Consider the following 24,031-nt stretch of genomic DNA (forward strand, 5'->3'; position numbering starts at 1 on the left):
TCCCCTCATCTCTTTTCGGCGTGGTGCGTGTTTTCTAGACTGCTATGGCGGTGTATTTGGTTTCGAGGAATTCTTCAATGCCGACCTTGCCGCCTTCGCGTCCCAGCCCGGATTGCTTGACGCCGCCAAAAGGTGCCGCCGGGTTGGAGACAAGTCCGGTGTTCAACCCGACCATGCCTACTTCCAGCTCCCTGGAAAAGCGCAGGGCCTTGTCCATGCTCTCGGTAAAGACATAGCCGACCAGGCCCCATTCGGTGTCGTTGGCCAGGTGCAGGACTTCATCCTCGCTGTCGAAGGCGGTGATGGCAGCAACGGGTCCGAAGATCTCGGTGCTCATCAGTTCCGCGTCCGTGGTCACGTCGGTCAGGACGGTGGGGGTGAAGAAGTAGCCGGGGCCTTCCGGACGTGTTCCGCCGGTCAGGAGACGTGCGCCCTTGCTGAGGGCGTCGGTGACGAGGGCCTGGACTTTGTCGAGGCCTTTTTGTTCGATGAGCGGACCGACGTCGGTTCCGGCCTGGGCGCCGTTGCCTACCTGGAGTTCGGAGATTTTCTTGGCGAACTTCTCGCTGAATTCCTCGACGACGGACCGGTGCACAAAGAAGCGGTTCGCTGCGGTGCAGGCTTCGCCCATGTTGCGCATCTTGGCCTTCATGGCCCCGTCGACGGCTTTCTCGATGTCGGCGTCGGCCAGGACGATGAAGGGTGCGTTTCCGCCGAGCTCCATCGAGGAGCGCATCACGTTATCGGCTGCCTGGCGCAGCAGAAGCTTGCCGACCTCGGTGGAACCGGTGAAGCTGACCTTGCGTGCGGTGCCGCTGCTCATCCAGTGACCGACCACGGTGGCGGCTGTGGAGGTGGTGACGACGTTCAGGACACCGTCGGGAAGGCCCGCCTGGCGGAAGATGTCCACGAGGGCCAAGGATGTCAGCGGCGTCAGTTCGGCGGGTTTAAAGACCATGGTGCAGCCCGCTGCGACGGCGGGGGCTATCTTGCGGGCGCCCATGGCCAGCGGGAAGTTCCAGGGGGTGACCAGCACGCAGGGGCCGACGGGCTCCTGGGTGATCATGATCCGGGTGTTCCCGTCAGTGGAGGTGGTGCTGTCCCCGCCGATGCGGACGGCCTCTTCGGAGAACCAGCGGAGCATTTCGGCGCCGTAGGCCACTTCGCCTCTTGCTTCGGCCAGGGGCTTGCCCATTTCGGCGGTCATGATCGCGGCGAGCCGGTCGGTGTTGGCGATGACCAGTTCAAAGGCGCGGCGGAGGATGTCGGCCCGTTCGCGGGCGGTGGACTTGCCCCAGGCGGCCTGCGCGCGGCCTGCGGCCTCGATGGCCCGGGCCGCGTCGTCGGCTCCGCCGTTGGCCACATGGGCGATGACCTCATTCGTGGCCGGATTCTCGACCGGGAACGTGGCGCCATTGGACGCTTTCTGCCAGACACCGTCGATGAACAGGTCCGTGTGGAGGATGGTGGGGTCAAAAGAGGAACTCATGTCTCACGCTTTCAATAATCGAAGGGAGGAAGTCAGGACGTGGCGGTCTTCAGCGCCTGGGTGAACCGGGTTAGCCCGGCCTGGATCTCGTCGCTGGTGACGTTGAGCGCCGGGATGATGCGGATGACGTTTCCGTGCGGCCCGCAGGTTAGGAGGAGAAGTTCTTCCGTGATCGCTGCCTGCTGGACGGCGAGGGCGGTAGCGGCGTCGGGGGTCCTGTCCGCGTTGCTGAATTCAATGGACTGCATCAGGCCGCGGCCCCGGACATCTCCGATGGAGGTGAAGTCGCCCCTGAGGGCTTCGAGGCCAGTGCGCAGTTCGTCGCCCCGGATCAGGGCATTCTCCACCAGGTTCTCGCGTTCGATGACGCCGAGGGTTGCGACGCCGGCGGCAGCGGCGACGGCGTTGCCGCCGTAGGTGCCGCCCTGGGAGCCGGGCCAGGCCTTGCCCATCAGCTCGGCTGAGGCCGCGATCGCAGAGATGGGGAACCCGCTGGCCAGGCCTTTGGCGGTGATGACCACGTCCGGCCGGATGCCGGCCCAGTCGTGTCCCCAGAACTTACCGGTGCGTCCGACGCCGGCCTGGACCTCATCGATAATGAGCACGATGCCATGCCGGTCAGCCCGTTCCCGCAGACCCTGCAGGAAAGCGACGGGGGTGGGAATGTAACCGCCGTCGCCGAGGACGGGTTCAATGATGAAACCCGCCGTGTCTGCCGGGCTGCTGATGCTGACCAGGAGGTGGTCCAGTTCCTTCAAGGCGAAGGCAACGGCGGTTTCTTCATCCCAGCCGTACCGGTAGGCGTGCGGGAACGGGGCGATGTGCACTCCGCCCATCAGCGGGGAGAAACCGGAACGGAACTTCGTGCCGGCCGTCGTGAGTGATGCCGCACCCACGGTGCGGCCGTGGAAGCCGCCCTGGAACGAGATGATGTTCGGCCGTCCTGTCGCCATCCGGGCCAGGCGGACGGAGGCCTCCACAGCCTCGGAACCGGACGTGGCGTAAAAGACACTGTCCAGCCCCGAGGGCAGGAACTCTCCCAGTCTTTCAGTCAGCTCAAGCAACGGTTTATGCATCACGGTGGTGTATTGGGCGTGGACAATCTTGCCCACCTGCTCACGGGCTGCAGCGACGACGTCCGGGTGGCAGTGGCCGGTGCTGGTGACGCCGATTCCGGTGGTGAAATCGAGATACTTCTTACCATCGGTAGCGTGGATCCAGCTGCCGAGGGCGTGGTCCACGACCACGGGAGTCGCCTGCTTGAGGATGGGACTGAGAGTTGCCATGGCTTCATACTTTCTTATCGACTGTAGATTGTCAACAATAAACGATCAACCGGATGGATCGCTTTTGTTGAGGGTGGAATCAGCTGGTTTTGAAGCGTGGTGGGCGGACGAAGTCCAGCCCGGTGAAGGTTCGTTTGCCGAGGGCTTCGTGTACGGCGATTTCGCCGTAGCCGGTGGCGTTTTTGAAGCCGGCACCGGAGAAGCCGGTGGCGTAGTAAATTCTGCTTGCTTCGTCGGGCCGGCCCAGGAGCGGGTTGTTGTCCTTGGTGTAGAGGTCGGGGAAGGCGTCTGAGCGGACGATGTTGGGGTAGAGGCCGGGAAGGAATTCGGTGACGGTTTCGGTGGTTTCGGTGATTTCGGCGGTGGTGAGTTCCCTGGGCACGGCGTCCGCTTTGGGTGTTGGTGTGCCGCGGCCGTCGAGGGTGGCTTTGACGGTGACGCCGTCGACGGCGGGTGCACCGTACATGGAGCGGTTCCCGGAGATGCGGATGAAGGTGGGGAATTTTCCGGGTGTGAATTCGGCTGCGTGGCGGGCGACGAACCAGGTGAGGAAGATCCGTTTGGTTTGGGTTGCTGCCTTCAGGTAGTCGGGCATGAGCCGTTGGGACCAGCCGCCGGAGGCGATGATCACGTTTTCGAAGGTCCATGACTTGTCCCCGGAGGTGATGGTGACGCCGTCGGGTGTTTCAGTGATTTTGTCGATGGGGGTGTTGGTGTGGACGGTGGCCCCGTTGGCCTGGGCGGCGGTGATGGCGGCGGTGACGGCCCGGTCGGTGCGCAGGGCGCCGGCGTGCGGGTCGTAGACGGCGATGTCGTCCGCGCGGAGGTGGTGTTGCGGGTAGCGTTCGGCCATCTCTTCGCGGCTGAGGATTTCGTGCTCCGCGCCGTTGGTCCTGGTGGTTTCGAGCAGGTGCGGAATGTAGGGTCCGTTGGCGGTTCCGATGGAGAGGCCCCCGCAGCGGGTGAGGATGTTCTGGCCGGTTTCGGCCTCGAGTTCGGCCCAGAGGCTGCGGGAGCGTTCAAGGATGGGGTAGTAGTCGGGGTTGCCGCGGTAGAGCATGCGGAACAGCCGGGTGTCCCCGCCGACGGCGCTGCGGCCGTGGGCGGGGGAGGCGGCTTCGAATCCGGTGACGGAGTCGGACAGGCGGGAGGCCTGCCAGAGCGCCATGCTTCCGATGCTGCCCAGGCCGATGACGGCGAGTTTTCCGTCCATGGTTTAGAGCACCTTTTCGAGGAAGGCCCGGGTGCGGGGTTCCTTGGGGTCGCGGAGGACCTTCCGGGCGTCGCCGCGTTCGACGATGAAGCCGTCGTCCATGAAGATCAGGGAGTCCGAGACTTCGCGGGCGAAGCCCATTTCGTGGGTGACAACCACCATGGTCATGCCTTTTTTGGCCAGGTCCTGCATAACGCTGAGGACTTCGCCGACTTTTTCGGGGTCCAGGGCGGATGTGGGCTCGTCGAAGAGCATGATTTCCGGGTCCATGGCCAGGGATCGGGCGATCGCTACGCGTTGCTGCTGTCCGCCGGAGAGCTGCGCGGGGTAGTGGTCGCCGAAGCTGGCCAGGCCAACACTGGCCAACAGCTCGTGCGCCCGTTTGGCTGCCTGCTTCTTGTCGGTGCCTTTGACCAGGACGGGTCCGGCCATGACGTTCTCCCGGGCTGTCATATTGGGGAAGAGGTTGAACTGCTGGAAGACCATGCCAACCCTGGTGCGCTGCTCGGCGAGTTTCTTCGGGGGCAGGGCGTGGTAGGCGGAGTCGGTTTCGTAGTATCCGAAGTTCTCCCCATTGACCTTGAGGATCCCCTGGTCGACGGTTTCAAGGCCGTTGATGCAGCGCAGGAGGGTGGATTTGCCGGAGCCGCTGGGTCCGATGATGCAGCAGATTTCGCCGCTGGCGATGTCCAGGTCGATGTTCTGCAGGACCGTCTTGGGTCCGAAGGACTTGCGGATTCCGCGGGCGTGAATGGTGCCGTCGGTGCTCATCGGGCGATACCTTCCGGTGCTGTCAGTACAACCTTTTTTGCCTTCCGGGGAAGCCTGGAGGTTGTACGGGAGTATTTTTGCTCGAGCTTTGCTTGCGGGTAGCTGAGCAGGAGGGTCATGACGAGGTACCAGAGGCTGGCAACGATCAGTAGCGGGATGGTCTCATAGGTGCGGGCGTAGATGAGCTGGGCGCTTTGAAGCAGTTCCGCGACGCCCAGGACGCTGACGAGGGAGGTTTCCTTGAACATGCCGATGAACTGGTTTCCGGTCGCCGGGATGATCGAGGGCATGGCCTGGGGGATGATGACCTTGCGCATCTTCATCGCCCCGCTCATTCCCAGCGAATCCGCGGCCTCGATCTGGCCCTTGCCCACGGCGGAGAAGCCTCCGCGGATGATTTCTGCCATGTAGGCGGCCTGATTGAGGGTCAGGCCGACCAGGGCTGCGGTGATGGGGGCCATCAGGGCGTTCACATCGATCGCGGTGCCGATGTCCGTGAACGGAATGCCGATGGTCAGGTTCGGGTACAGGGCGGCGATGTTGAACCAGAAGATGAGCTGGACCAGGACCGGGGTGCCGCGGAACAAGGTGATGTAGACACCGGCGGTGGCTGCGACCGGTTTGATGCTGGATGCCCGCATGATCGCCAGCCCCAGCCCCAGGAGTGTTCCCAGGGCCATGCTGGCAAAGGTCAGGAAGATCGTGAGCATCAGGCCACGCAGGATCGTTTCATGGGTGAAGTACTGGGCCACCACGCCCCACTTGAAGTTGGGGTTGGTTGATACGGAGATGAGTATGCCCAGGCCTACGAGGCTGCACACCACCCAGGCGACGGATTCAAAGGTGCTTCGACGCCGTAGCCTTGGTTTGAGGGCTGGATCCATCCCACTCATTGTGGTTTCGCTTCTTTCGATAATCACTGGCTGCATGGAAGTCCCCGCTAGTTGAGCTTGGCGTCGGTAATGGCTAGACCGTCGAGGCCCCAGTTGTCGAGGGACTTCTTGTATTCGGGGCTTTCAAGGACGGACTGAGTCGCTGCCTGCAGGGCCGGAGACAGCGGTGATCCCTTCTTCAGGCCAATGGCAACGGTGTGGTCCGAGCGGGTATCAACCTGCGGCGTCAGGACCGTGAAGGTGTTCGGCTGCTGCTGGTCTGCCCAGACCAGCGCGGGGGTGTCGTAGAAGACGCCATCGATGCGCTTGGAGGCCAGTTGCGTGAGGGCTTCCTGGACGTTGGGCAATGTCACACCGTTGATGGCCGGTTTGCCCTTTTCTTCGCAGGTCCATTTCGAGACGTTCGGCAGGTGCTTCAGCTGGGCGTTGGAGCCCTTGGTGACCGCGATGTTCTTACCGCACATGTCGTCATTGCTGATGTTCAGCGGATTGCCGTGAGCCACGGCCACCGGGACGCCGGTATTGAGATAGTCGACCATGTCCAGGACCTTCAGGCGTTCGGCGGTTGGTGACATGGTGGTGGCAGTGAAGTCGTAGCGGCCGCCGTCGATGCCGGGAATGATCGTGTCGAAAGCGGTGTTTTCGAACTTCAGCTTCAGGCCGAGCTTCTTCGCCACCAGCCGGGCCACATCCGGGTTCAGGCCAATCGGCGTTGTGTTGTCATCGGCAAGGAAGGTAGTGGGCGGATAATGCAGGTCCATGGCCACGGTCAGTTCGCCCTTGTCCTTGTAGGACTGTGGCAACAGCGCCACTGCCGCCTGGTCGGGCTGGACGCCTTCGGAGATGTCGGCGGTGTTCGATGTCTTTGACTTTGCATCCTCAGACGCCGGAGTGCCGCTGACCGCGCCGCCACAGGCGCTCAGTGCCAATACGACAGCGAGCCCTGCTGCCGCGGTCTGAACTTTGTTGATGGTCTTCATGGTGTTTCCCTTCGATTGCTTTCAGCTTTGTGGAAGTCGCTGTAACGAGGGACAAAGATCACTCAGCATGCTGCTGGGCTGATCGTTTGCCGGGCCCCCGGGGGTGCCTGTTTCCGAGGGTTGTGTGATCCGGATCTCTCCTTCACCTGATGCAATGCAACCCCCTCTTCGGTAGATTGTCAACAATTGACAGGCAATTTTTTGCCGAATGCCATTGAGAACCATTCCGAAGAAGCGCGGTTCCAAACTGTTGACAATTTACAATCCGTCGGCCTAGAGTCGAGTTATCGGGCAGGAGTCCCCGGCCTGCAGGGTGAGAATTCCTGAGCGGTATGCGCTCCTCCACAGCTTCCCAACCGGGCATATGGCCCATTTCCTTCACTTGAAACAGAACGGACAGACCATGGCAGAGACCAACTTCCGGCCGAAGTACATTTCCTTCGATTGCTACGGCACGCTGATCAACTTCGACATCGATCCCACCACCCGCCGGATGCTCGCGGGCCGGTTGCCCGAAGAGCAGTGGCCTGCGTTCAAGAAGGTGTTCCGCGGGTACCGGTTCGACGAGGTCTGCGGCGACTACAAGCCCTACGAGCAGATCCTTCAGGATTCCTTTGACCGGGTGTGCAAGCGGTGGGGCATTGGACCGACCGAGGGCGCCGGCGCAGAGTTCGCTGAGGCTGTGCGTGGCTGGGTTGCCCACGAGGACGTGCCGGCGCCTTTGAAGCTGATGGGCGATAACTACCAGCTGGTGATCCTGTCCAACGCTGACGACAGCTTCCTGGACATCAGCGTTCCGAAGCTCGGCGCGGACTTCCACGCCGTGTACACCGCTGAGCAGGCCCAGGCCTACAAGCCCCGGTACCAGGCGTTCGAGTACATGCTGGACACCCTGAACGCTAAGCCGGAGGACTTCCTGCACGTGTCCTCGCACACCCGGTACGACATGATGCCTATGCACGACATGGGCTTCCGAAACCTCTTGATGCTGGACCGTGGCTATGACCCCATTACCGCGGGCTACGACTACACCACCGTGAAGTCCCTGGACGAGCTCAACAAGCACCTCGGTCTGTAGACCCACGACGAGGCGAAAGGTCAACCCATGAAACTCATTCCTTACTGGCTGGACACTGCGGAGCCTTCCGGAGACTACCGGCAGACTCCGGTACCCGCGAATGTCGATGTGGCAATCATCGGCGCCGGATTTACGGGGCTGTCCGCGGCCCTGGAATTTGCCAAGCAAGGTGCGAGCGTTGCCGTTTTCGAGCGCCACACTGTGGGCTGGGGCGCGTCGGGCCGCAACGGGGGAATGGCTACGACCGGGTTGGCCATTGGCTTCAGCACCGCGGTCAAGCGCTACGGGGGACCCCGCGCGGTGGAGATGTTCCGCGAGTACAACGACGCCATCGACAGCATCGAGAAGCTGGTGCATGACAACGGCATCGACTGTGACTACAAGCGTTTTGGGAAGCTCTCGCTGGCCTTCCACGAATCCCACTACGAGGGGTTCCTGAAGTCGCAGGAACTGCTGGCTAGCTTGGCAGACCACCACGTCAAGGTCATCCCCAAGTCTGAGATCCACAGCGAAATCGGCACGGACTTCTACCAGGGAGCCATGCTTGATCCGCTGGGAGCAGGCCTGCATGTGGGCAAGTTCGTGCATGGGCTGGCCGGTGCGGCTGCTGCCGTGGGCGCGGACATCTGTGAGAACGCCGGTGTCACCGAGCTGAAAAAGGTCTCGGGCACCGTCCACGACGTGCACACCACCCGTGGCATCTCCAGGGCCAAGCAGGTCCTGGTCGCCACGAGCGGCTATACCGGCGGTGTCACCCCCTGGCTGCAGCGCCGGGTAATCCCGGTGGGCAGCTTTATCATCTGCACTGAGCCATTGCCCGAAGACGTAGTCAACCGGATCCTGCCGAACCGGCGGCAGGCCTCCGACAGCAAGATGCTGACCTACTATTTCCGGATCACCCCGGACAACAGGCTCCTCTTCGGCGGCCGGGCGCGCTTTGCGCTGTCCAGCCCGGACTCGGACGTCAAGAGCGCCGAAATCCTGCGCAAGGCAATGCTCGAGCTGTTTCCCTACCTGTCCAACGCCAAGGTGGACTACATCTGGGGAGGTTTGGTGGACCTGTCGATGGACCAGATGGTCCACGCCGGCGTCCACGACGGCCTCTTCTACTCCCTCTGCTACAGCGGACACGGGGTGCAAATGGCCGCCCACATGGGCAAGAGGATGGCCCACTACATGGCCGGCGACAAGAGCGCCAACGTGTGGGAAGACCTGAAAAACCCGCCCGTGCCGGGACACTTCGGCCCGCCCTGGTTCCTGCCCTTTATTGGCGCTGCCGCCAAGATCATCGACCGAGTCAAGTAGACAAGGGACCACATGTCGCCATCGACAATCCTCGCTGACACGCGCCCCGATACGGGGTACGACCGGGCAAAACTGGCCAACCTTCCCGGGGGAGCATTCATAGAAGGGCAGTGGCAGACCGCTGATATGACCGTGGAAGTCCGGGATCCCCAGGACGGTCTCCTGGTGGGGCGGGTCTGCAGCTCAACTCCGCAGGACGTGCGCCGGGCCATTGCCCATGTTCACCGGCACCTCCAGGTCCAGGAGTGGCCGTTGCGTGCCCGCCGGGAGGCACTGGAAAAGGCGGCACTGCTGCTTAGTGAGCAGTCTGCCCGCTTTGCCAGCATCATCGCTGCCGAAAGTAGTAAGACCATCACGGAAGCCGAGCGCGAGGTGCGGCGCTGCACCGAAACCCTGCGGCTCTCCGCCGCCGCCTCGGCCGAGCTGGCGGGCGAGACCCTGGGTTTTGAGGACAGCATGGCCGGGGCGAACAAGATCGGCTGGTACGCCCGGAAGCCTGTGGGCATCATTGCCGCGATCACCCCCTTTAACGATCCGCTGAACCTGGTGGCGCATAAGCTGGGCCCCGCACTTATCGGAGGAAACGGCGTCGTTCTTAAACCGTCCACCCGGACTCCGCTGACGGGGCTTGCCTTTGTCCAGCTGCTGCTGGAAGCGGGCGTCCCGCCGGGACGCATCGCGGCGATCGTGACCGGCCCCGGTGTTTCCGAGGCGCTCGTGACGGACCCCCAGGTGGACCTCATCTCCTTCACCGGCGGCCCCGTAACAGCCGAACGCATCGCCGTCGCTGCCGGGTCCAAAAAGATCCTTTCCGAACTCGGCGGAAACAACGCCACGATTGTCTGCGCCGATGCCGACGCGGAAGCCGCGGCGCGGGCGATCGTTGCCGGTGCTTTCGGGATCGCGGGGCAGAACTGCCTGTCTGTGCAGCGGGTCTATGTCCACACCTCGCTGTTCAACGAAATCCTGGAACTCGTCGTTCGCGGCACAGGGGCGCTCACGACCGGGCCGAAGCTGGACCGGAGCACTGATGTTGGACCGCTGATTTCCGAGGCAGAGGCCCGCCGTGTCGAGGGGGTAGGAGAAGCCAAAGCGGCGGGCGCCACCGTCCACACCGGGGGACAGCGGCAGGGCGCGTACTACCTGCCAACCGTCCTCGCCGACGTGGCGTCAGAATGCCGGGTGATCAAGGAAGAAGTTTTCGGGCCCGTGGTCAGCATCCTGCCGTTCATCGAGGTTTCGGACGCGATCTACGCCGCCAACGACACCGAGTACGGCCTCCAAGCAGGCGTCTTCACTCGGTGCATTGATCTTGCGCTGGCCATTGCCGACAAGCTGCACGTGGGCGCCGTCGTGATCAACGAGACCAGCGACGTGCGCATCGACTCCATGCCTTTCGGCGGGTTCAAGAAATCCGGCGTGGGCCGTGAAGGCGTCCGGTACGCCGTGCACGAAATGACCGAACCGAAGAGCACCATCATCAACCTGGCAGAAAAGATTTCGGGCACTTCGGAGTGGAAAACATCATGAGTAGGCACAGCATCGCGGTCATCGCAGGTGACGGCATCGGCACCGAAGTGGTTCCGGCGGCCATCACCTGCCTGGAACGGATCGCTCAGATCCATTCCCTGAACCTGGAGTTCACGCACTTTGACTGGGGCTCGGACTATTACCTTCGGCACGGGCGGATGATGCCCGTTGACGGGATCGAACAGCTCGCCAACCACGACGCAATCTTCCTTGGTGCGGTGGGCTCCCCGGAGGTCCCGGACACGGAATCGCTGTGGGGTCTGCTGATCCCGATCCGGCGGGAATTCCAGCAGTACATCAACCTCCGCCCGGTCAAAACGCTCGACGGCGTCGCCTCGCCTCTTGCATGCAAGGAACCGATCGACATCCTCATCGTGCGCGAAAACAACGAAGGGGAGTATTCGGAGGTCGGCGGGCGGATGTACCGCGGGCTGCCGCAGGAAAGCGCCGTGCAGGAAACCATCTTCACCCGCCTGGGAATTTCCCGGGCGGCCCGGTATGCGGCCGGTCTCGCGGCGTCCCGCACGGGGAGGCTGACGTCCGCGACGAAGAGCAACGGCATCATTCACACCATGCCCTTCTGGGATGAAGTTGTTGACGAAACCGTCCGGGACTACCCGGGCGTGAGCGTCACCCACGAACTCGTGGACGCCCTGGCAGCGCACCTGGTCCTGAAACCCTGGACCCTGGACGTCATCGTCGCCTCCAACCTTTTCGGTGACATCCTCTCGGACCTGGGCAGCTCCGTGACCGGCTCCATCGGCCTGGCGCCGAGCGCGAACCTGAACCCGGAGGGTGCCTACCCGTCCCTCTTCGAACCCGTCCACGGTTCCGCTCCGGACATCGCCGGGAAGGGCCTGGCCAATCCGGTGGGTCAGATCTGGTCCGGGGCGATGATGCTTGAGCACCTCGGCCACCCCGGTGCGGCCGCGCATCTCCGGGCAGCATTCGAATCCGCCCTGCGCGACGGGCACGGGACCCGCGACGTCGGCGGAACCAACTCGACGTCGGAATTCACTGCCGCAGTCCTGACCGCCATTGACGCGCACGCCGTAGAACACGCGGGTGCCGAAGCAGGGTCCGCCGCCGTCGGCGCTTCAACGCCGTGACGGCCGCAGCCAACAGGAGGCGGCCCGTCGTCGCGGCCCTTTACCGGGAAGCACTCCCGCCCCGCCTGGCCGAAATCGAGGAGCTCGCCGAGGTCCGGCTGACCAAGGCGGACGGTATGGCGAAAGCGCTGGACGGGGCGGACGTCCTCTACCAGTGGCACTCTTTCTCCCCTGCGCTCAAGGAGAACTGGGAGGCGGCCTCCTCCCTGAAATGGGTCCACGTCTCAGCCGCCGGTGTGAGCCAGGTGCTCTTCGATGAACTGGTCCAGAGCGACATCACCTACACGAACTCCCGCGGTATCCTCAGCCGCGCCATCGCCGAGTTCGCACTCGGCTTCGTGCTGGATTTGGCCAAGGACACCCGAGGCTCGTTCCGGTTCCAGCAGCAGCAACGCTGGCAGCACCGGGTCACCCGCAAAATCCAGGGCCAGACCGTCCTGGTGGTCGGCACCGGATCCATCGGCCGCGAAACCGCCCGCCTCTTCCACGCCGTCGGGATGGAAGTCGACGGCGCCGGGCGGACCAGCAGGCCGGGGGAATCCGATTTTGGCAGGATCCACTCATCCCGCGACCTGGCCGGGATCGTCCATGCCTATGACTACCTGGTCCTCGCCGCGCCCCTGACCGATGACACCAGGGGCCTGGTCGACGCCGAAGTCCTCGCCGCGATGAAACCCACCGCGCACCTGATCAATGTGGGACGCGGCGAACTTGTCTACACCGGCGCACTGACCGAAGCATTGACGTCGGGCTCCATAGCCGGCGCTGCCTTGGACGTGGTGCATCCCGAGCCCTTGCCCGAAGGGCACGCACTGTGGGGTATGGAGAACGTCATCATTACGCCCCACATGAGCGGCGACACCGAGGACTACCTCGATGATCTCGGGAAGCTGTTCGTGGACAACCTGCGGCGGTATTGCAACGCCGAACCCCTGGAAAACGTTGTGGACAAGTCACTTGGGTTCGCAGCCCGACCTGAGCCATCACTTCCGTCCCCCCGACACTCTAGCTAAGACCGCAGCAAGCCAAGGAGCAGGAATGCCTACCACCGCCAGGGCCTACGTGGCAGATTCAGCCGGCTCGCCCCTTCGGCCGGGCACAGTCGAACGGCGCGAGCCCGGTGACTTCGAGGTACAAATTGCCATCAGGTTCGCTGGCATCTGCCACTCCGACATCCACACCGCACGCGGTGACTGGGCCGGGGTCAGCTACCCCATCGTTGTAGGGCACGAGATTGCAGGGATCGTTGAGGCCGTTGGCCCCATGGTGACGCGACATTCAGTCGGCGACCGCGTGGGCGTGGGCTGCTTCATAGACTCCTGCCGGGAATGCGCCAACTGCCGTGACGGTGAGGAGCAGCACTGTCTGGCCGAATCGATCAGAACCTACAACTCTGTAGGCCGCGACGGGCTGCCGACTGCCGGTGGTTACAGCACCAGCATCGTCGTGGATGAGAACTATGTTCTTGGCATTCCTGATGGTATATCGCTCGCTGCTGCCGCCCCGCTGCTCTGCGCGGGCATCACGATGTACTCGCCGCTGCGCAACTGGGACGCCGGGCCGGGGAAGCGCGTTGCCATCATCGGCATGGGCGGGCTCGGCCACACGGGTGTTAAGATCGCAGCAGCCCTGGGCGCCGAGGTTACGGTGCTCAGCCAGTCACTGAAGAAGCAAGAGGACGCGCTCCGCTTGGGGGCGGCGGCCTACCACGCAACATCAGACCCCGCGACCTTCGAAATCCTGGCAGGTCATTTTGATCTGATCATCAATACTGTCTCCGCGGATATCGACGTCGACGCGCACCTCTCCCTGCTCGCCGTGGGTGGCACCATGGTGATGGTCGGGCTCCCTTCGAAGCCCTTAACGTTGCGTACCTGGATGCTGGCCGGATTCCGGCGCAACCTGGCCGGCTCGAAGATGGGCGGTATCCGTCAAACCCAGGAAATGTTGGACTTCTGCGCGGCCCGGGGGTTGGGAGCAGAAGTGGAGGTCATTCCGGCCAGCCAGATCAACGAGGCCTACGAACGGGTGCTGGCAAGCGATGTGCGGTACCGCTTCGTGATCGACGCCTCCACGTTCTAGGACAGCGCACTTCATTGAGGCAGCTTCAGTGTGAACCTTCGAAGGACTGCGGCGCCGGCCCCAACGGCTAGTGCCGTAAACACCCGACGCTGTGCAGTGCGACGCCGCCCGTGCCATCCTCCGCGAACGGAGGCAGCGCGCACCCGGTTCGAGGGTTGGTACAGGTTACCCGTCGAGTTCTCTGCTGGGTGTTTCCTGGACAGGTGTGTCTTGTCAACCTGGATGGCCATGGCGTCCTCAACCCTGCGGGGAAGGAAGCGGTGGTTCAGGACCATGTATCGGCCGGCCGGCCCCACCACTAGTTCCCGGCGTGGCCTCTTCAGGGCTTTGAGTATTGATTTGGCCACCCGGGCCGGCGTGTAGACCGGGGGCATGGCCACCACCTTCCGGCCGGTGTAGTTGGCCGCGTGCTGGAAGAAAGGAGTGTCGATGGCTGCAGGCAGGATGGTGCAAACCTTTACGCCGGTTACCCCGTCCAGCCGAAGTTCGGACCGAAGACTGACTCCCAACGCCCGGACCGCCGCCTTCGACATTGAGTAGGGCGCAGTGTAGGGCTGGGAAACTTCTCCCACAATGGATGCCACGTTGATGAGCACCCCGGAGCCTTGGGCGCGCAGGCGCGGCAGGGCTGCCCTGGCGCCGTGAACGTAGCCGGTGATGTTGACATCAAGCACGCGCTGGAAGTCCTGAAGCGGGATCTCCGTCATCCGCCCGAAAACTGAAACTGCAGCGTTGTTGACCCAGGCATCCAGCCGTCCGAACTCTTCGACGGCTCGTGCGGCCAGGGCCTCCATGGCCTCGGCGTCAGTCGTGTCGGTCGTGACGGCGATGGCTTTCCCGCCACGTTTCCGGCACTCCTTGGCCAGCGTTTGGAGGGCTTCCGTTCCGCGCGCCGCCAAGATCAGCCGCGCACCTTTGCGCGCCAAACGGATGGCCGTAGCCCGGCCGATTCCGCTTGATGCACCGGTAATAACTACGACGCAGTCCCTGAGGCGCATACGCAACCCCTCCGTCTCCATGTGGGTGATTAGCACTGAAAGCAATAAGCAGGCTTAGTTGTTTATGGTACTCATCGACGAGCCGCGCGACAACGGCCGTTTGCCCGGTATCAGCACGCTTATGGACGGGCGTCAGCCCGGCCCTGTTGCCATGGACACCGCCACCGCGCGATTCAGCTCGACGACGGGACTGGGCGCGAGCCGGCCGAGCGCCTCATAGAGCAGGACGATCCGGTGCCAGTCCGTCTCCTCAACGCTCCGTGCGGTCGCGTGGCACTCGGGCGATGGCGGCCTGCAGGCTGTAGTTGCCCCGGCCCCGGCGCACCGCGTCGGCGCGCTTCAGCGAGGCCCGGCCCCGGCCGATCTGTGCCCGGTCCCAGCGCGACCGGTCCTGGTCGGCGAGAAGAATGGGGGTGCCGTCGCGTTGGACGCGGGCGGCGAACCGGGACGCCTGGAATTCCATGAGCGCAACCAGACCGTGCACCTCCGGCTCGCGCGGCAACAGGCCTGCGAGCACGCGCCCCAGCCGCAGTGCTTCGTTCGCTATATCGGTGCGGATCCACCCGTCCCCGGAGGTGGCGGCATATCCCTCGGTGAAGATCAGGTAGATCACTCCGAGCACAGCGGCCAGCCGGGCATTCCACTCAGTGGGGTCCGGAGCTTCAAACGGCACAGCCGCGGCAGCAAGGGTTTTCTTTGCCCGCACGATCCGCTGGACCGTGGCGACCGGCACGAGCAGCATCCGGGCGATCTCCTCTGTCGCGAGGCCGCCCACGGTCCGCAGCGTCAGCGCAACCTGCGCTTCACGCGAAAGCACGGGATGGCAGGCCGTGAAGACGAGCCGGAGGACGTCGTCGTCGATTGGCTGCCACTCGTCGTCGGACGCTTCCTGGAGATGCTGCGCCATGTCGCGGTACCGCTCATCGAGGCGTTCGCGGCGGCGCCAGCTGTCGATGGCCTTGCGCTTGGCCACGGCCGTGAGCCAGGCGCCCGTGTTGTTCGGGACGCCTGACTCCGGCCAATGCGCCACACTGCCTCCACAGTGCGCTGGACGTCGGGCAGGGAGGCCTTCGCGTGTTCACCCGTCATGACTTACGGCTGGCCAAGCTCCTCGCGCCAGCCCGCCTCCTTGCGCAGGTACTCGTTATCGGCGAAGTCCTCGAAGTCGCTCATCTCGGTCACCCGGCGCACCTCGAGCTTGCTGCCGGGACCCAGCGGGCAGCGGCGCGCCCACTCGACCGCTTCCTCCTTGCTGGCGGTCTGAATGATCCAGAAGCCGTTGAACAGTTCATGGGTTTCGCCGTAGGGGCCGTCGGTGACGATCGGCGAATCTTCGGAGAAGTCCACGACGAACGCTTCGCTCAAATCGTCGGCAAGACCCTCGCCCGCGAGAAGCACGCCCGCCTTCATCAGCGACTCGTTGTAGGCGCCCATCGCATTAATGATCTGCTCGAAGTCCGCCGCCTCGTAGGCCTTCTTGGCTTCCTCCGTTGCCCGCATGATCAGCATGAATTTCATGGTGGTTCTCCTTAGTTGTGAGGGCGCGGATGCGTCCTTCTACTAACGCGTCGAACGGGAAAGCCTCGGATCGACACGGCGCCCAAAAAGTTCCGGAAATTTTCGTCGATGTGATGACCAGCAGTGTACAGCTACTCGGAAAAGGACCCGGCCCTACAGGCTGAACGGCCCAAACCGGGCTACGGCTACCCTCTCAGAGGGTCTCCTGCCCTCAGCAGGCGAAGTGATCCAGAGGATTCCGCCGTTCTCCGTAACGGCATCCACCGTCCCGGAGCTGACAACGCTTCCCTGTTGCCTAGCTGATGTGAGGGCGGCGTCTGGAGGTCTACGCGACCGTCACAAGTTCGACGTCGGTGAGCCGGCCTGCCGCGAGCGTCGCCGTCATGTACGTGCAGGCTGGCTGACGACGGCGGTCTGTGGGTGATCCGGGGTTGAGCAATCTCAGCCCTCCCGGCCCAGTGCTGTCCCAGGGGATGTGGCTGTGTCCGAAAACCAGGACATGTGAGTCGGGGAATGCATTTTGGCACCGCGCTTCACGGCCTTTGGCGGGTCCTGTCTCGTGGATCATGCTAAACCTCACGCCTTCCAGCGTGACGTGGGCTAACTCCGGCAGGCGCTCGCGCAGTGCGTCGCCGTCGTTGTTGCCGTACACGGCTACAAGCCTTTTGGAGCGGGCAACAAGTTCGTCCAGCAGTGCAAGAGCGGTCCAGTCGCCGGCGTGGAAAACGACGTCGGCCTGCCCGGCTGCAGCCCACAGTTGCCCCGGAAGATCCTTGGCCCGGGCAGGAACATGGGTGTCGGCCATCAGCAGCAGGCGAAGCGTCATACCTGCATGGTGCCATGCGGCCCCTTTAATGTCTGGCCCTCCCCCTAGGCTGAAAGTATCCGAAGGGGAGAGGCGTGGAAGGGGGAGTGGCATGGAGGCCCAGACGTTCGTAACGGAGGACGATACTTGGATTCCGGCTGTTGACTTCACAGACCAGGAGGACTCACTGCTGCTCGGCACTGTTAGCTTTCCCCTCGCCTCCTTCCTCACAGCAGACGGGGCACTCAGCCTGGTGGAGTCGGCCGATCGGCTCATCGCGTGGGCAACAGCCATGAAAGTGCGCGCCCTGGCCCGGGTAGAAGAAGCGATTAGCGAAGAACCTCCCCGGCGGCAAGAGAACCAGCCAGTGCGGTTTGGCGGGGACGAGACCCATGCGCTTGTGGTCACCGAGGGTGCCGCCACCTGTGCCATCTCTGAAGGCACGGCCGCGCGCTCTTTGAATGATGCCGCGGATTTCACTACGTCCCAGTGGGCGGTCCTTGAGGCGGTTGAGGAGGGTGAGATCTCCAGTGCACACGCTGCGATCATTCTCGACCAGGCCCGTCCGAGCTTCGCGCATGCCTGCGGAGGCTCCGCGAGTGCCTCCATCCGGAGAGCCTCACGGCCAGGAAGGCGTCCGCCCACCGTGAGCGCGGTGTGTGGTTCTCGCCGGAGCGGGACGGCATGTGCACGCTCACCGCACTCCTTGCGGCGGAAGTCGGGATGGCTATCTACAATGGCCTCGACCGCGGTGCACGGCAAGCCAGCGCACGGGCTGGAGGGCTCAGGGCCGTTCCGGGACCCCGCACCGCTCCCGATCCCCGCACGTTGTCGGAGCTTCGCGCAGATGCACTGGCCCACCGTCTTTTGGGCAGCGCTGATGAATCGGAAGCCGGAGCATTCCACGCCGAGGTCGTCGTGACTGCCGCAAGCCGGAGCTCACTGCTCCGGCGGCGCGTCTGCTCAGCGGCGACCGAAGATCCTCGGCCGTGTCCGTGCCGCTTATTCGCCCAGCCTAAAAGCTCCCGAAGGGCAGCGCCATCGTGACCCGGTTCAATAGCCGGGACCGGAGGCTTCGGCCTCGCATAGTGCTCCAACACCTTGTGCAGCACATCCTCCATCCGCGGCTGCGTGTAAACCGTCGTGGTGGTCACGTGGGCGTACCGCAGCACCGTCTGGACGTCCAACCAGTGTGTGAATGCCGGATCAGAGATCATCCGCTTGGCTGGAGTATGGCGCAGATCGTGAAGCGTCCAGTTCGATCCCAGAGCGGTTTGCGCCCTGGCAAACATGTGCCGGGCGGGACCATACGTCAATTGCCCCCGATTCCTGGCCGACAGGGTCACCACAGAGCATCACCCGGAGCTCGCCACCACGATCGTGTGCCAGCATCATCCGGGATTCCCCGCCACACCGGCCGTGGAACACGCTGCCGGTAACACCCTCGCCGGGCAGGACGGAACGCGTCCATCGGACTGTGGTGGGCGTTCACTCGGGTGTTCGATCCTCGTTGCCGCGGTACCTCCACCAGCGGCCCCAGGTTCATCTCGAGGGCAAAGTCATAAAAGTTGGACAGCACCGCCAACTGTGGTTGATCGAGTTAGGCGAAAACGTCGTCCCAGGTCCCCGCTTCCGGGTAATCGTGTTCGTTATGCGGCGCATAGCCGAGGCCTCGAAACAGTCCTGCAAACCTCCGGGCAAACGGGTAGCGTTGGATGGCATGTGCAACGGTCGACTGGTTCTATGCGTTCTTGCGGCTCTGTTCGCCGTTGCCGCGGGCGTGCTGTCTTTCCCTGCGCGTGCCATGGCCGAACCCTGCCCGGAGAAACAGGTACCGGCTGCTGCCGGCGGCTTCTGCGTTCCCGGCGGCCCGCCGTCCTCCGAGCCGTCGCCGCCGGACCCTTCCCCGGCAGCGCCCGCCAGACCCGACCCCGGGCCGGGCGACGCAGCTCCCGCCGAAACGCAGCCCGTTGTTACGGGCCCGACCGTGGAGAGCATTCCACCCCGGGAAGGAGTGGCAGGGGCCGGAACAACGCCGGTTTCCATCCCGGCGGGCGCACCGCCGTCGCACGCGAGCTTTGCCGCCACTCCACGGGGAAAGGCATCACAGCCGTCATCACGCTCAGGCAGGATACTGGCAGTGGCATCGCCTGAGCTCGGCGGTGCGGCCGGGACGGTTCCGGTGGCCGGATACCTCATTGCCATCGGCGGAGGGATGCTCCTGCTGTCCGCAGCCTTCGGTCTCATGAGGTTCCGTCCCGGAGCCCGCTGACCCGGTCACGCCGTGGAGCCGCGGACAACCAGCGAACTCTCCAGCGTCACCTGGGGCTGCTCCAGGACACGGCCTTCCATGAGGGACCGCAACTGCGCCCCGGCCTTGAGTCCTAGCGGCGTCGCGGGGAGGTGCACGCTGGTCAGGCTGGGGTTGCTCGTAGCGGAATACGGCAGGTCATCGAAACCGGCCACCGCCAGTTCTTCGGGGATCCGCGCTCCTGCCACGCGGGCTTCCTGCAGCACGCCGTAGGCATGCGTGTCGGTACCGCAGACGACGGCGGTGACGCCGTTCCGCTGCCACTGCGGCCACGCTCCGGCGAACGCCGCGGCGGCAGCCCCGACGTCGATGGTGGTGCTGATGATGCATTCTGGCGGCACTGAAATTCCGCGCGCCGCGGCCTCCTGCAGGAAGGCGTTGCGCCGCACGTCGAAGGTGGCGGTGCCGGTCACGCTGTCCACATATGCCACGCGCCCGTGACCCGAAGCCGCCAGGTGCGCCGCCAGTTCACGTGCGCCGTGCGCGACGTCAAGGTTGACCGAAGGGGCGTAGGCCTCCAGGCCCGGGGCATCGAGCAGCACCAGGGGGCCGGCAACGGACAGCTCTTCCAGGAAGCCGGCGTCCGGGGCATCCACCAGCAGGCCCGCGGGCCGGAGCGCCATCAGCTTCCGCACGTCGTCGGCCCGGGGGAACTCGCCCGCATCGGTCACGGACAGCAGCAGCTGATATTCGGAACCGAGGGATTCCCGCACCCCGGCAATCACCTTGGCAAAAAACGGGTTGGAAATGTCCGGCGCCACCAGGATGACAATTGAGCTCACTCCCTTGGCCAGGGAGCTGCCAATGCCGTCCACCACGTAGCCCAGCTCGGCGATGGCGTTACGCACCCGCGAAATGTTGTCCTCGGACACACGCCCGCGGGTCTTGCCGTTGGCCACCAGGGAAACGGTGGCCGTCGAGACGCCGGCGCGGGCCGCCACCATGGCTGCGGTAACCCGGGGAGCTGAGTTCCTCGGACCTCCGCCTGGGTCCTGGAGGTGCTGCACGGATTCCATACTTCGATCGTAGCGGGCGAGAGGCGTCGTTCCCGCCTTCGGCCCGGTCGATGGCATCAAGCGCTTAACGTAATTCGCGTTAAGCGCTTGACGTGGATGCGCATGAAGTGCCATGATCACCCTGATTGCTTTAGCACCCTGCTAGCGCCCTTCCCTCCGGGAAAGCCCCAATGACGTGGAGATAGACGTGGACCCCAACCCCGTGACCCCTGCCCGCAAGAAGATCATCCTCGATTGCGACCCCGGGCATGACGACGCCGTGGCGCTTCTGCTTGCGCACGGCAACCCTGACATCGAGCTGCTGGCCGTGACCACGGTTGTGGGCAACCAGACCCTCGATAAAGTCACCCGGAACGCCCTCTCGGTAGGCACCATCGCCGGCATCACCGGCGTCCCCTTTGCCGCAGGCTGCGGCCGGCCCCTGGTGCGCACCATCGAGACCGCGCCGGACATCCACGGCGAAACTGGCATGGACGGCCCCGCCCAGCCCGAGTCCGCCATCGAGCTGGACCCGCGCCACGCCGTAGACCTCATCATTGACACGGTCATGGCGCACGAACCCGGCACCGTGACCCTGGTCCCCACCGCCGGCCTCACCAACATCGCGATGGCAGCCCGCAAGGAGCCGCGCATTGTTGAGCGCGTCAAGGAAGTGGTCCTCATGGGCGGCGGTTACCACGTGGGCAACTGGAGCGCCGTTGCCGAGTTCAACATCATCATCGATCCCGAGGCCGCGCACATTGTGTTCAACGAGAAGTGGCCCGTGGTGATGGTCGGCCTGGACCTCACCCACCAGGCGCTGGCCACCCCCGAGGTCGTCGAAAAGATCGCAGCCGTGGGCACCGGGCCCGCCAGGTTCGTGATGGAACTGATGGAGTTCTTCACCAAGACCTACAAGGACGCCCAGGGCTTCGACTACCCGCCCGTTCACGATCCCTGCGCCGTCGCCTACGTGATCGACCCGAGCATCGTCAGCACCCGCAAGGTCCCGGTGGGCATCGAACTGCAGGGCAAACTGACCCTCGGCATGACGGTGGCAGATTTCCGTGCCCCGGCGCCCGCCGACTGCAACACCTCCGTGGCCGTCGACCTGGACCATGGACGGTTCTGGGACCTCGTCGTCGACGCGCTCGTCCGGATCGGGGAGCCCGGGGAACCCCGGCAGCCCGAACACGCCGCCGCACCCGCGCATGCCGGCGCGGCAGCCGGAGGGGTCAAGTAAATGACTGCCATTGTCACTGAAACCAAAACAACCCGCGGCAACGTCACCGCCCTGATGGTCGCCCTGCTGGCAGCCTGCGTGGCTTTCCAGCTCAACGCGTCCATGCTCAGTCCGGCCCTCGTGACCATGGGGAACGAACTGAACACCGACCAGGCCGTCATCGGCCTGTCCCAGACCTGGTTCTTCACCGCCGCCGCGTTGTTCTCCCTCTTCCTACCGCGCCTCAGCGACATCATCGGCCGCAAGAAGATCCTGATCGGCATGATGCTGCTGATGGCCATCGGCTCGGTCATTGCCGCACTCGCCCCGGACGTCACGTGGCTCTTCGTCGGACGCATCATCCAGGGCGTCAGCGGCCCCACCGTACCGCTGTGCCTCATCATGCTGCGCTCCGCCGTCAGCAGCCCGCGCAAATACGGCACGCTCATGGGCCTCATCACCGCCGTCAACGGCGGCGTGGCCGGCGTCGACTCCTTCGTGGGCGGCTACTTCGCGGAACACTTCGGCTTCCGCAGCATCTTCTGGCTTATGGTGGTCCTGGCGCTGGTGGCCACGGCCCTGATCGCGTTCCTTGCCGGCGAGAGCAAGCCGGCGGCCGGCACCACCATGGACTGGCTCGGCGTGTTCTTCATCGTGGTCGCCGTCGGCGCCCTGCTCACCGCCCTCAACGAAGGTTCCAAGCTGGTCGGAGGTTTCTCGGCCGGCACCCTGGTGCTGGCGCTCGGGCTGGTGGCGGTGGCCGCCGTCGCGTTCCTTGCCTTTTGGCGGACGGAAAAGCGGTCCACGCAGCCCATGGTGGAAACCGTCCATCTCCGCCAGCGCTCCACCTGGGCTCCGCTGCTGACCACCACGCTGACGATGACGGGCATTTTCGCCATCATCAACGGCATCGTCCCCGCCTATGTGCAGGCAGCCGCTCCGGGCTTTGGTGTTGGTCCCACCGAGATGTCGCTGATCATCCTGACCCCCTACGCGCTGCTCGGCTGGGTGGTCGGCCCGCTCAGCGGCAGGCTGGCGCCGGTGCTGGGCTACACCAAGGTGCTGCGGGTCGGCCTGCTGGGCAGCATCGCCGCTCTTGCCGTCATCGCCTTCTTCGGCCTGGACAGCCTGCCGATGATGATCGCCGGCACGGTCTTGCTGGGCATCATGTACGCCGGTACGGTCAACATCATGCTGAACGGACTCGGAGTTGTGCTCTCGCCCGCCGGTAACCCCGGTTTCCTGCCCGGTATGAACGCGGGCGCCTTCAACCTCGGCGCCGGGCTGAGCTTCCTGGTGCTGCCCGCCGTGCTGGTGGCAACCTCCGCCCTCGGGGATGCCAAGGCGTCGTACCTGACCGTCGTCGTGGTCGGCCTCGTCATCACTGTTGCGGCCTTCGGCGCCTCGCTGCTGATCCCCAAGCCGGTTGAGGCAGAGGTGGCCGAATGAGCGCCGGAACAGCCGGAGCGCACGGCCGGATCGTCGTCGTCGGGTCCCTCAATGCCGACCTGACCATCTACTGCGAACGGCTCCCGCTGCCGGGCGAGACGGTCCACGGCGCCGGTTTCGCGGTCAACCCCGGCGGCAAGAGCGCAAACCAGGCCGTGGCGGCCAGCCTGTTGGGCGGCGCGGTTAGCCTCATCGGTGCAGTGGGGGACGACGCCAACGGCGAGATGCTCCTGTCCTCCACTGCCGGGGCGGGTGTGGATATCTCGCACGTGCGCACGTCCCATGCCGCCGCTACGGGAGTCGCCGCCATCTCGGTGGACTCGCACGGCGAGAACAACATCATCATTTCCGCCGGCGCCAACGGCACCCTTGCTCCCGCCGACGTCGCGGCGTCCGCGGACGCGTTCGACGGCGCCGCCGTGGTCTGCCTCTGCCTGGAGGTCAGTCTCGAAACCGTCGTGGCGGCCGCCCGGAGGGGGCACGACGCCGGCGCGACAGTCCTGCTGAACCTCTCGCCGTACGGCGAGATCCCACAGGAACTGGCGGAGCTGACCGATGTCCTGCTGGTCAACGCGCACGAGGCCTCGCTTTTCCTCGGGTCGGGCGATATGCCCGGCGCCGAAGCGGACGACGCCGACTGGTACCGGGTCCGGGAGCGCTTCGCCGAACGCGGGCTGCAGCGGGCGCTGGTCACTCTCGGGGCCAGCGGTTCGGTGGTGCTGGACTCGAAGGCCACCGGAACGGAACGCGTTACCCGCATCTCCCCGGTCAAGGTCAAAGCCGTGGACACCACGGGAGCCGGCGACGCGTTCACCGGAGCCGTGGCCGCGCGGCTGGCCGCCGGGGAACCCCTGGCCGAAGCCGCAGCCTTTGCCTCGACCGCCGCGGCGCTCGCCGCCACACGGAAGGGCACCCAGGCTGCCTACGCCGAAGTGGCCGACGTGGAGCGCATGCGGCCATAGCGCTGTCTTGTTCCGGGCGTGCCGGTTAGGCGCGC

20 protein-coding genes and 2 pseudogenes are annotated in these 24,031 nt (G+C 64.5%); 11 read left to right on the forward strand and 11 right to left on the reverse strand.

All coding sequences use genetic code 11. The features are described 5' to 3' along the window. Window positions 1-34: 34 nt before the first annotated feature. The 6 genes from J7I92_RS17395 to J7I92_RS17420 form a co-directional block, all read right to left on the reverse strand. On the reverse strand, window positions 35-1,489 hold the full coding sequence (locus J7I92_RS17395) for an NAD-dependent succinate-semialdehyde dehydrogenase (RefSeq protein WP_214842548.1): 1,455 nt from the start codon (window positions 1,487-1,489) through the stop codon (window positions 35-37). A gap of 32 nt (window positions 1,490-1,521) precedes the next feature. After that, on the reverse strand, window positions 1,522-2,775 hold the full coding sequence (locus J7I92_RS17400; protein WP_214842550.1) for an aspartate aminotransferase family protein: 1,254 nt from the start codon (window positions 2,773-2,775) through the stop codon (window positions 1,522-1,524). Between the two features lie 79 nt (window positions 2,776-2,854). Beyond that, entirely contained in the window at window positions 2,855-3,988 is a 1,134-nt protein-coding gene (gene solA / locus J7I92_RS17405) for an N-methyl-L-tryptophan oxidase (RefSeq protein WP_214842551.1), read from the reverse strand. A gap of 3 nt (window positions 3,989-3,991) precedes the next feature. Beyond that, on the reverse strand, window positions 3,992-4,759 hold the full coding sequence (locus J7I92_RS17410; RefSeq protein ID WP_214842553.1) for an amino acid ABC transporter ATP-binding protein: 768 nt from the start codon (window positions 4,757-4,759) through the stop codon (window positions 3,992-3,994). Then, window positions 4,756-5,643, reverse strand: a complete 888-nt coding sequence (locus J7I92_RS17415) for an amino acid ABC transporter permease (RefSeq protein WP_251040092.1) — start codon at window positions 5,641-5,643, stop codon at window positions 4,756-4,758. Before J7I92_RS17415 ends, J7I92_RS17410 begins: the two co-directional genes overlap by 4 nt. Window positions 5,644-5,699: 56 nt before the next feature. Then, a complete protein-coding gene (locus J7I92_RS17420) occupies window positions 5,700-6,632 on the reverse strand; it encodes an ABC transporter substrate-binding protein (RefSeq protein ID WP_214842557.1) in 933 nt (310 codons plus the stop codon). 403 nt (window positions 6,633-7,035) lie between these two features. Here J7I92_RS17420 and J7I92_RS17425 point away from each other — a divergent pair, with 403 nt between their 5' ends. The 6 genes from J7I92_RS17425 to J7I92_RS17450 are packed head-to-tail and all read left to right on the forward strand — an operon-like array spanning window position 7,036 to window position 13,736. After that, a complete protein-coding gene (locus tag J7I92_RS17425) occupies window positions 7,036-7,710 on the forward strand; it encodes a haloacid dehalogenase type II (RefSeq protein ID WP_214842559.1) in 675 nt (224 codons plus the stop codon). A 27-nt stretch (window positions 7,711-7,737) separates the two neighbouring features. Further along, window positions 7,738-9,015: an FAD-binding oxidoreductase gene (locus J7I92_RS17430; RefSeq protein WP_214842561.1), complete on the forward strand. Its 1,278-nt coding sequence runs from the start codon at window positions 7,738-7,740 to the stop codon at window positions 9,013-9,015. Window positions 9,016-9,027: 12 nt separating this feature from the next. After that, a complete protein-coding gene (locus J7I92_RS17435; protein WP_214842563.1) occupies window positions 9,028-10,545 on the forward strand; it encodes an aldehyde dehydrogenase family protein in 1,518 nt (505 codons plus the stop codon). Further along, window positions 10,542-11,654, forward strand: a complete 1,113-nt coding sequence (locus J7I92_RS17440; RefSeq protein ID WP_214842565.1) for a tartrate dehydrogenase — start codon at window positions 10,542-10,544, stop codon at window positions 11,652-11,654. The genes J7I92_RS17435 and J7I92_RS17440 overlap by 4 nt, the downstream gene beginning before the upstream one ends. Further along, on the forward strand, window positions 11,651-12,667 hold the full coding sequence (locus tag J7I92_RS17445; protein WP_214842567.1) for a D-2-hydroxyacid dehydrogenase: 1,017 nt from the start codon (window positions 11,651-11,653) through the stop codon (window positions 12,665-12,667). The genes J7I92_RS17440 and J7I92_RS17445 overlap by 4 nt, the downstream gene beginning before the upstream one ends. A 25-nt stretch (window positions 12,668-12,692) precedes the next feature. Further along, window positions 12,693-13,736 (forward strand): NAD(P)-dependent alcohol dehydrogenase, encoded by a 1,044-nt coding sequence (locus J7I92_RS17450; protein ID WP_214842569.1) that lies wholly within the window; start codon window positions 12,693-12,695, stop codon window positions 13,734-13,736. Between the two features lie 11 nt (window positions 13,737-13,747). Here J7I92_RS17450 and J7I92_RS17455 read toward each other — a convergent pair whose 3' ends face one another. From J7I92_RS17455 to J7I92_RS17470, 4 genes and pseudogenes are all read right to left on the reverse strand, one after another. Continuing rightward, entirely contained in the window at window positions 13,748-14,734 is a 987-nt protein-coding gene (locus tag J7I92_RS17455) for an SDR family oxidoreductase (RefSeq protein ID WP_214842571.1), read from the reverse strand. A gap of 138 nt (window positions 14,735-14,872) precedes the next feature. Further along, window positions 14,873-15,755, reverse strand: a pseudogene (locus J7I92_RS17460) (RNA polymerase sigma factor); the annotation flags it as partial. A 71-nt stretch (window positions 15,756-15,826) separates the two neighbouring features. Beyond that, window positions 15,827-16,252: a YciI family protein gene (locus J7I92_RS17465; protein WP_214842573.1), complete on the reverse strand. Its 426-nt coding sequence runs from the start codon at window positions 16,250-16,252 to the stop codon at window positions 15,827-15,829. 325 nt (window positions 16,253-16,577) lie between these two features. Next, window positions 16,578-17,078, reverse strand: coding sequence for a metallophosphoesterase (locus tag J7I92_RS17470; protein WP_214842575.1), 501 nt, complete (start codon window positions 17,076-17,078; stop codon window positions 16,578-16,580). Between the two features lie 552 nt (window positions 17,079-17,630). On the opposite strand from J7I92_RS17470, the pseudogene J7I92_RS24700 reads away from it, so the two are divergent. Together J7I92_RS24700 and J7I92_RS17480 are read left to right on the forward strand one after the other, a co-directional pair. Further along, window positions 17,631-18,104: pseudogene (locus J7I92_RS24700) on the forward strand (DUF222 domain-containing protein); the annotation flags it as partial. 673 nt (window positions 18,105-18,777) lie between these two features. Next, window positions 18,778-19,329, forward strand: a complete 552-nt coding sequence (locus J7I92_RS17480; RefSeq protein ID WP_214842577.1) for a hypothetical protein — start codon at window positions 18,778-18,780, stop codon at window positions 19,327-19,329. A 5-nt stretch (window positions 19,330-19,334) separates the two neighbouring features. Here J7I92_RS17480 and J7I92_RS17485 read toward each other — a convergent pair whose 3' ends face one another. Next, window positions 19,335-20,312, reverse strand: coding sequence for a LacI family DNA-binding transcriptional regulator (locus tag J7I92_RS17485; RefSeq protein ID WP_214842728.1), 978 nt, complete (start codon window positions 20,310-20,312; stop codon window positions 19,335-19,337). Window positions 20,313-20,559: 247 nt separating this feature from the next. Here J7I92_RS17485 and J7I92_RS17490 point away from each other — a divergent pair, with 247 nt between their 5' ends. Genes J7I92_RS17490 through J7I92_RS17500 form a run of 3 tightly spaced genes read left to right on the forward strand, consistent with a single transcriptional unit; the run spans window position 20,560 to window position 23,996 of the window. Next, a complete protein-coding gene (locus J7I92_RS17490; RefSeq protein WP_214842579.1) occupies window positions 20,560-21,606 on the forward strand; it encodes a nucleoside hydrolase in 1,047 nt (348 codons plus the stop codon). Next, the gene (locus J7I92_RS17495; RefSeq protein WP_214842582.1) at window positions 21,607-23,034 is read left to right on the forward strand and encodes an MFS transporter; all 1,428 of its coding nucleotides are present in this window, start codon (window positions 21,607-21,609) and stop codon (window positions 23,032-23,034) included. Continuing rightward, window positions 23,031-23,996 carry a ribokinase gene (locus J7I92_RS17500; RefSeq protein ID WP_214842584.1) on the forward strand — a complete coding sequence of 322 codons (966 nt, stop codon included), beginning with the start codon at window positions 23,031-23,033 and terminating at the stop codon, window positions 23,994-23,996. Before J7I92_RS17495 ends, J7I92_RS17500 begins: the two co-directional genes overlap by 4 nt. Window positions 23,997-24,031 lie beyond the last annotated feature (35 nt).

Source organism: Arthrobacter sp. ISL-72, from assembly GCF_018613755.1.
Classification (GTDB): Bacteria; Actinomycetota; Actinomycetes; order Actinomycetales; family Micrococcaceae; genus Arthrobacter.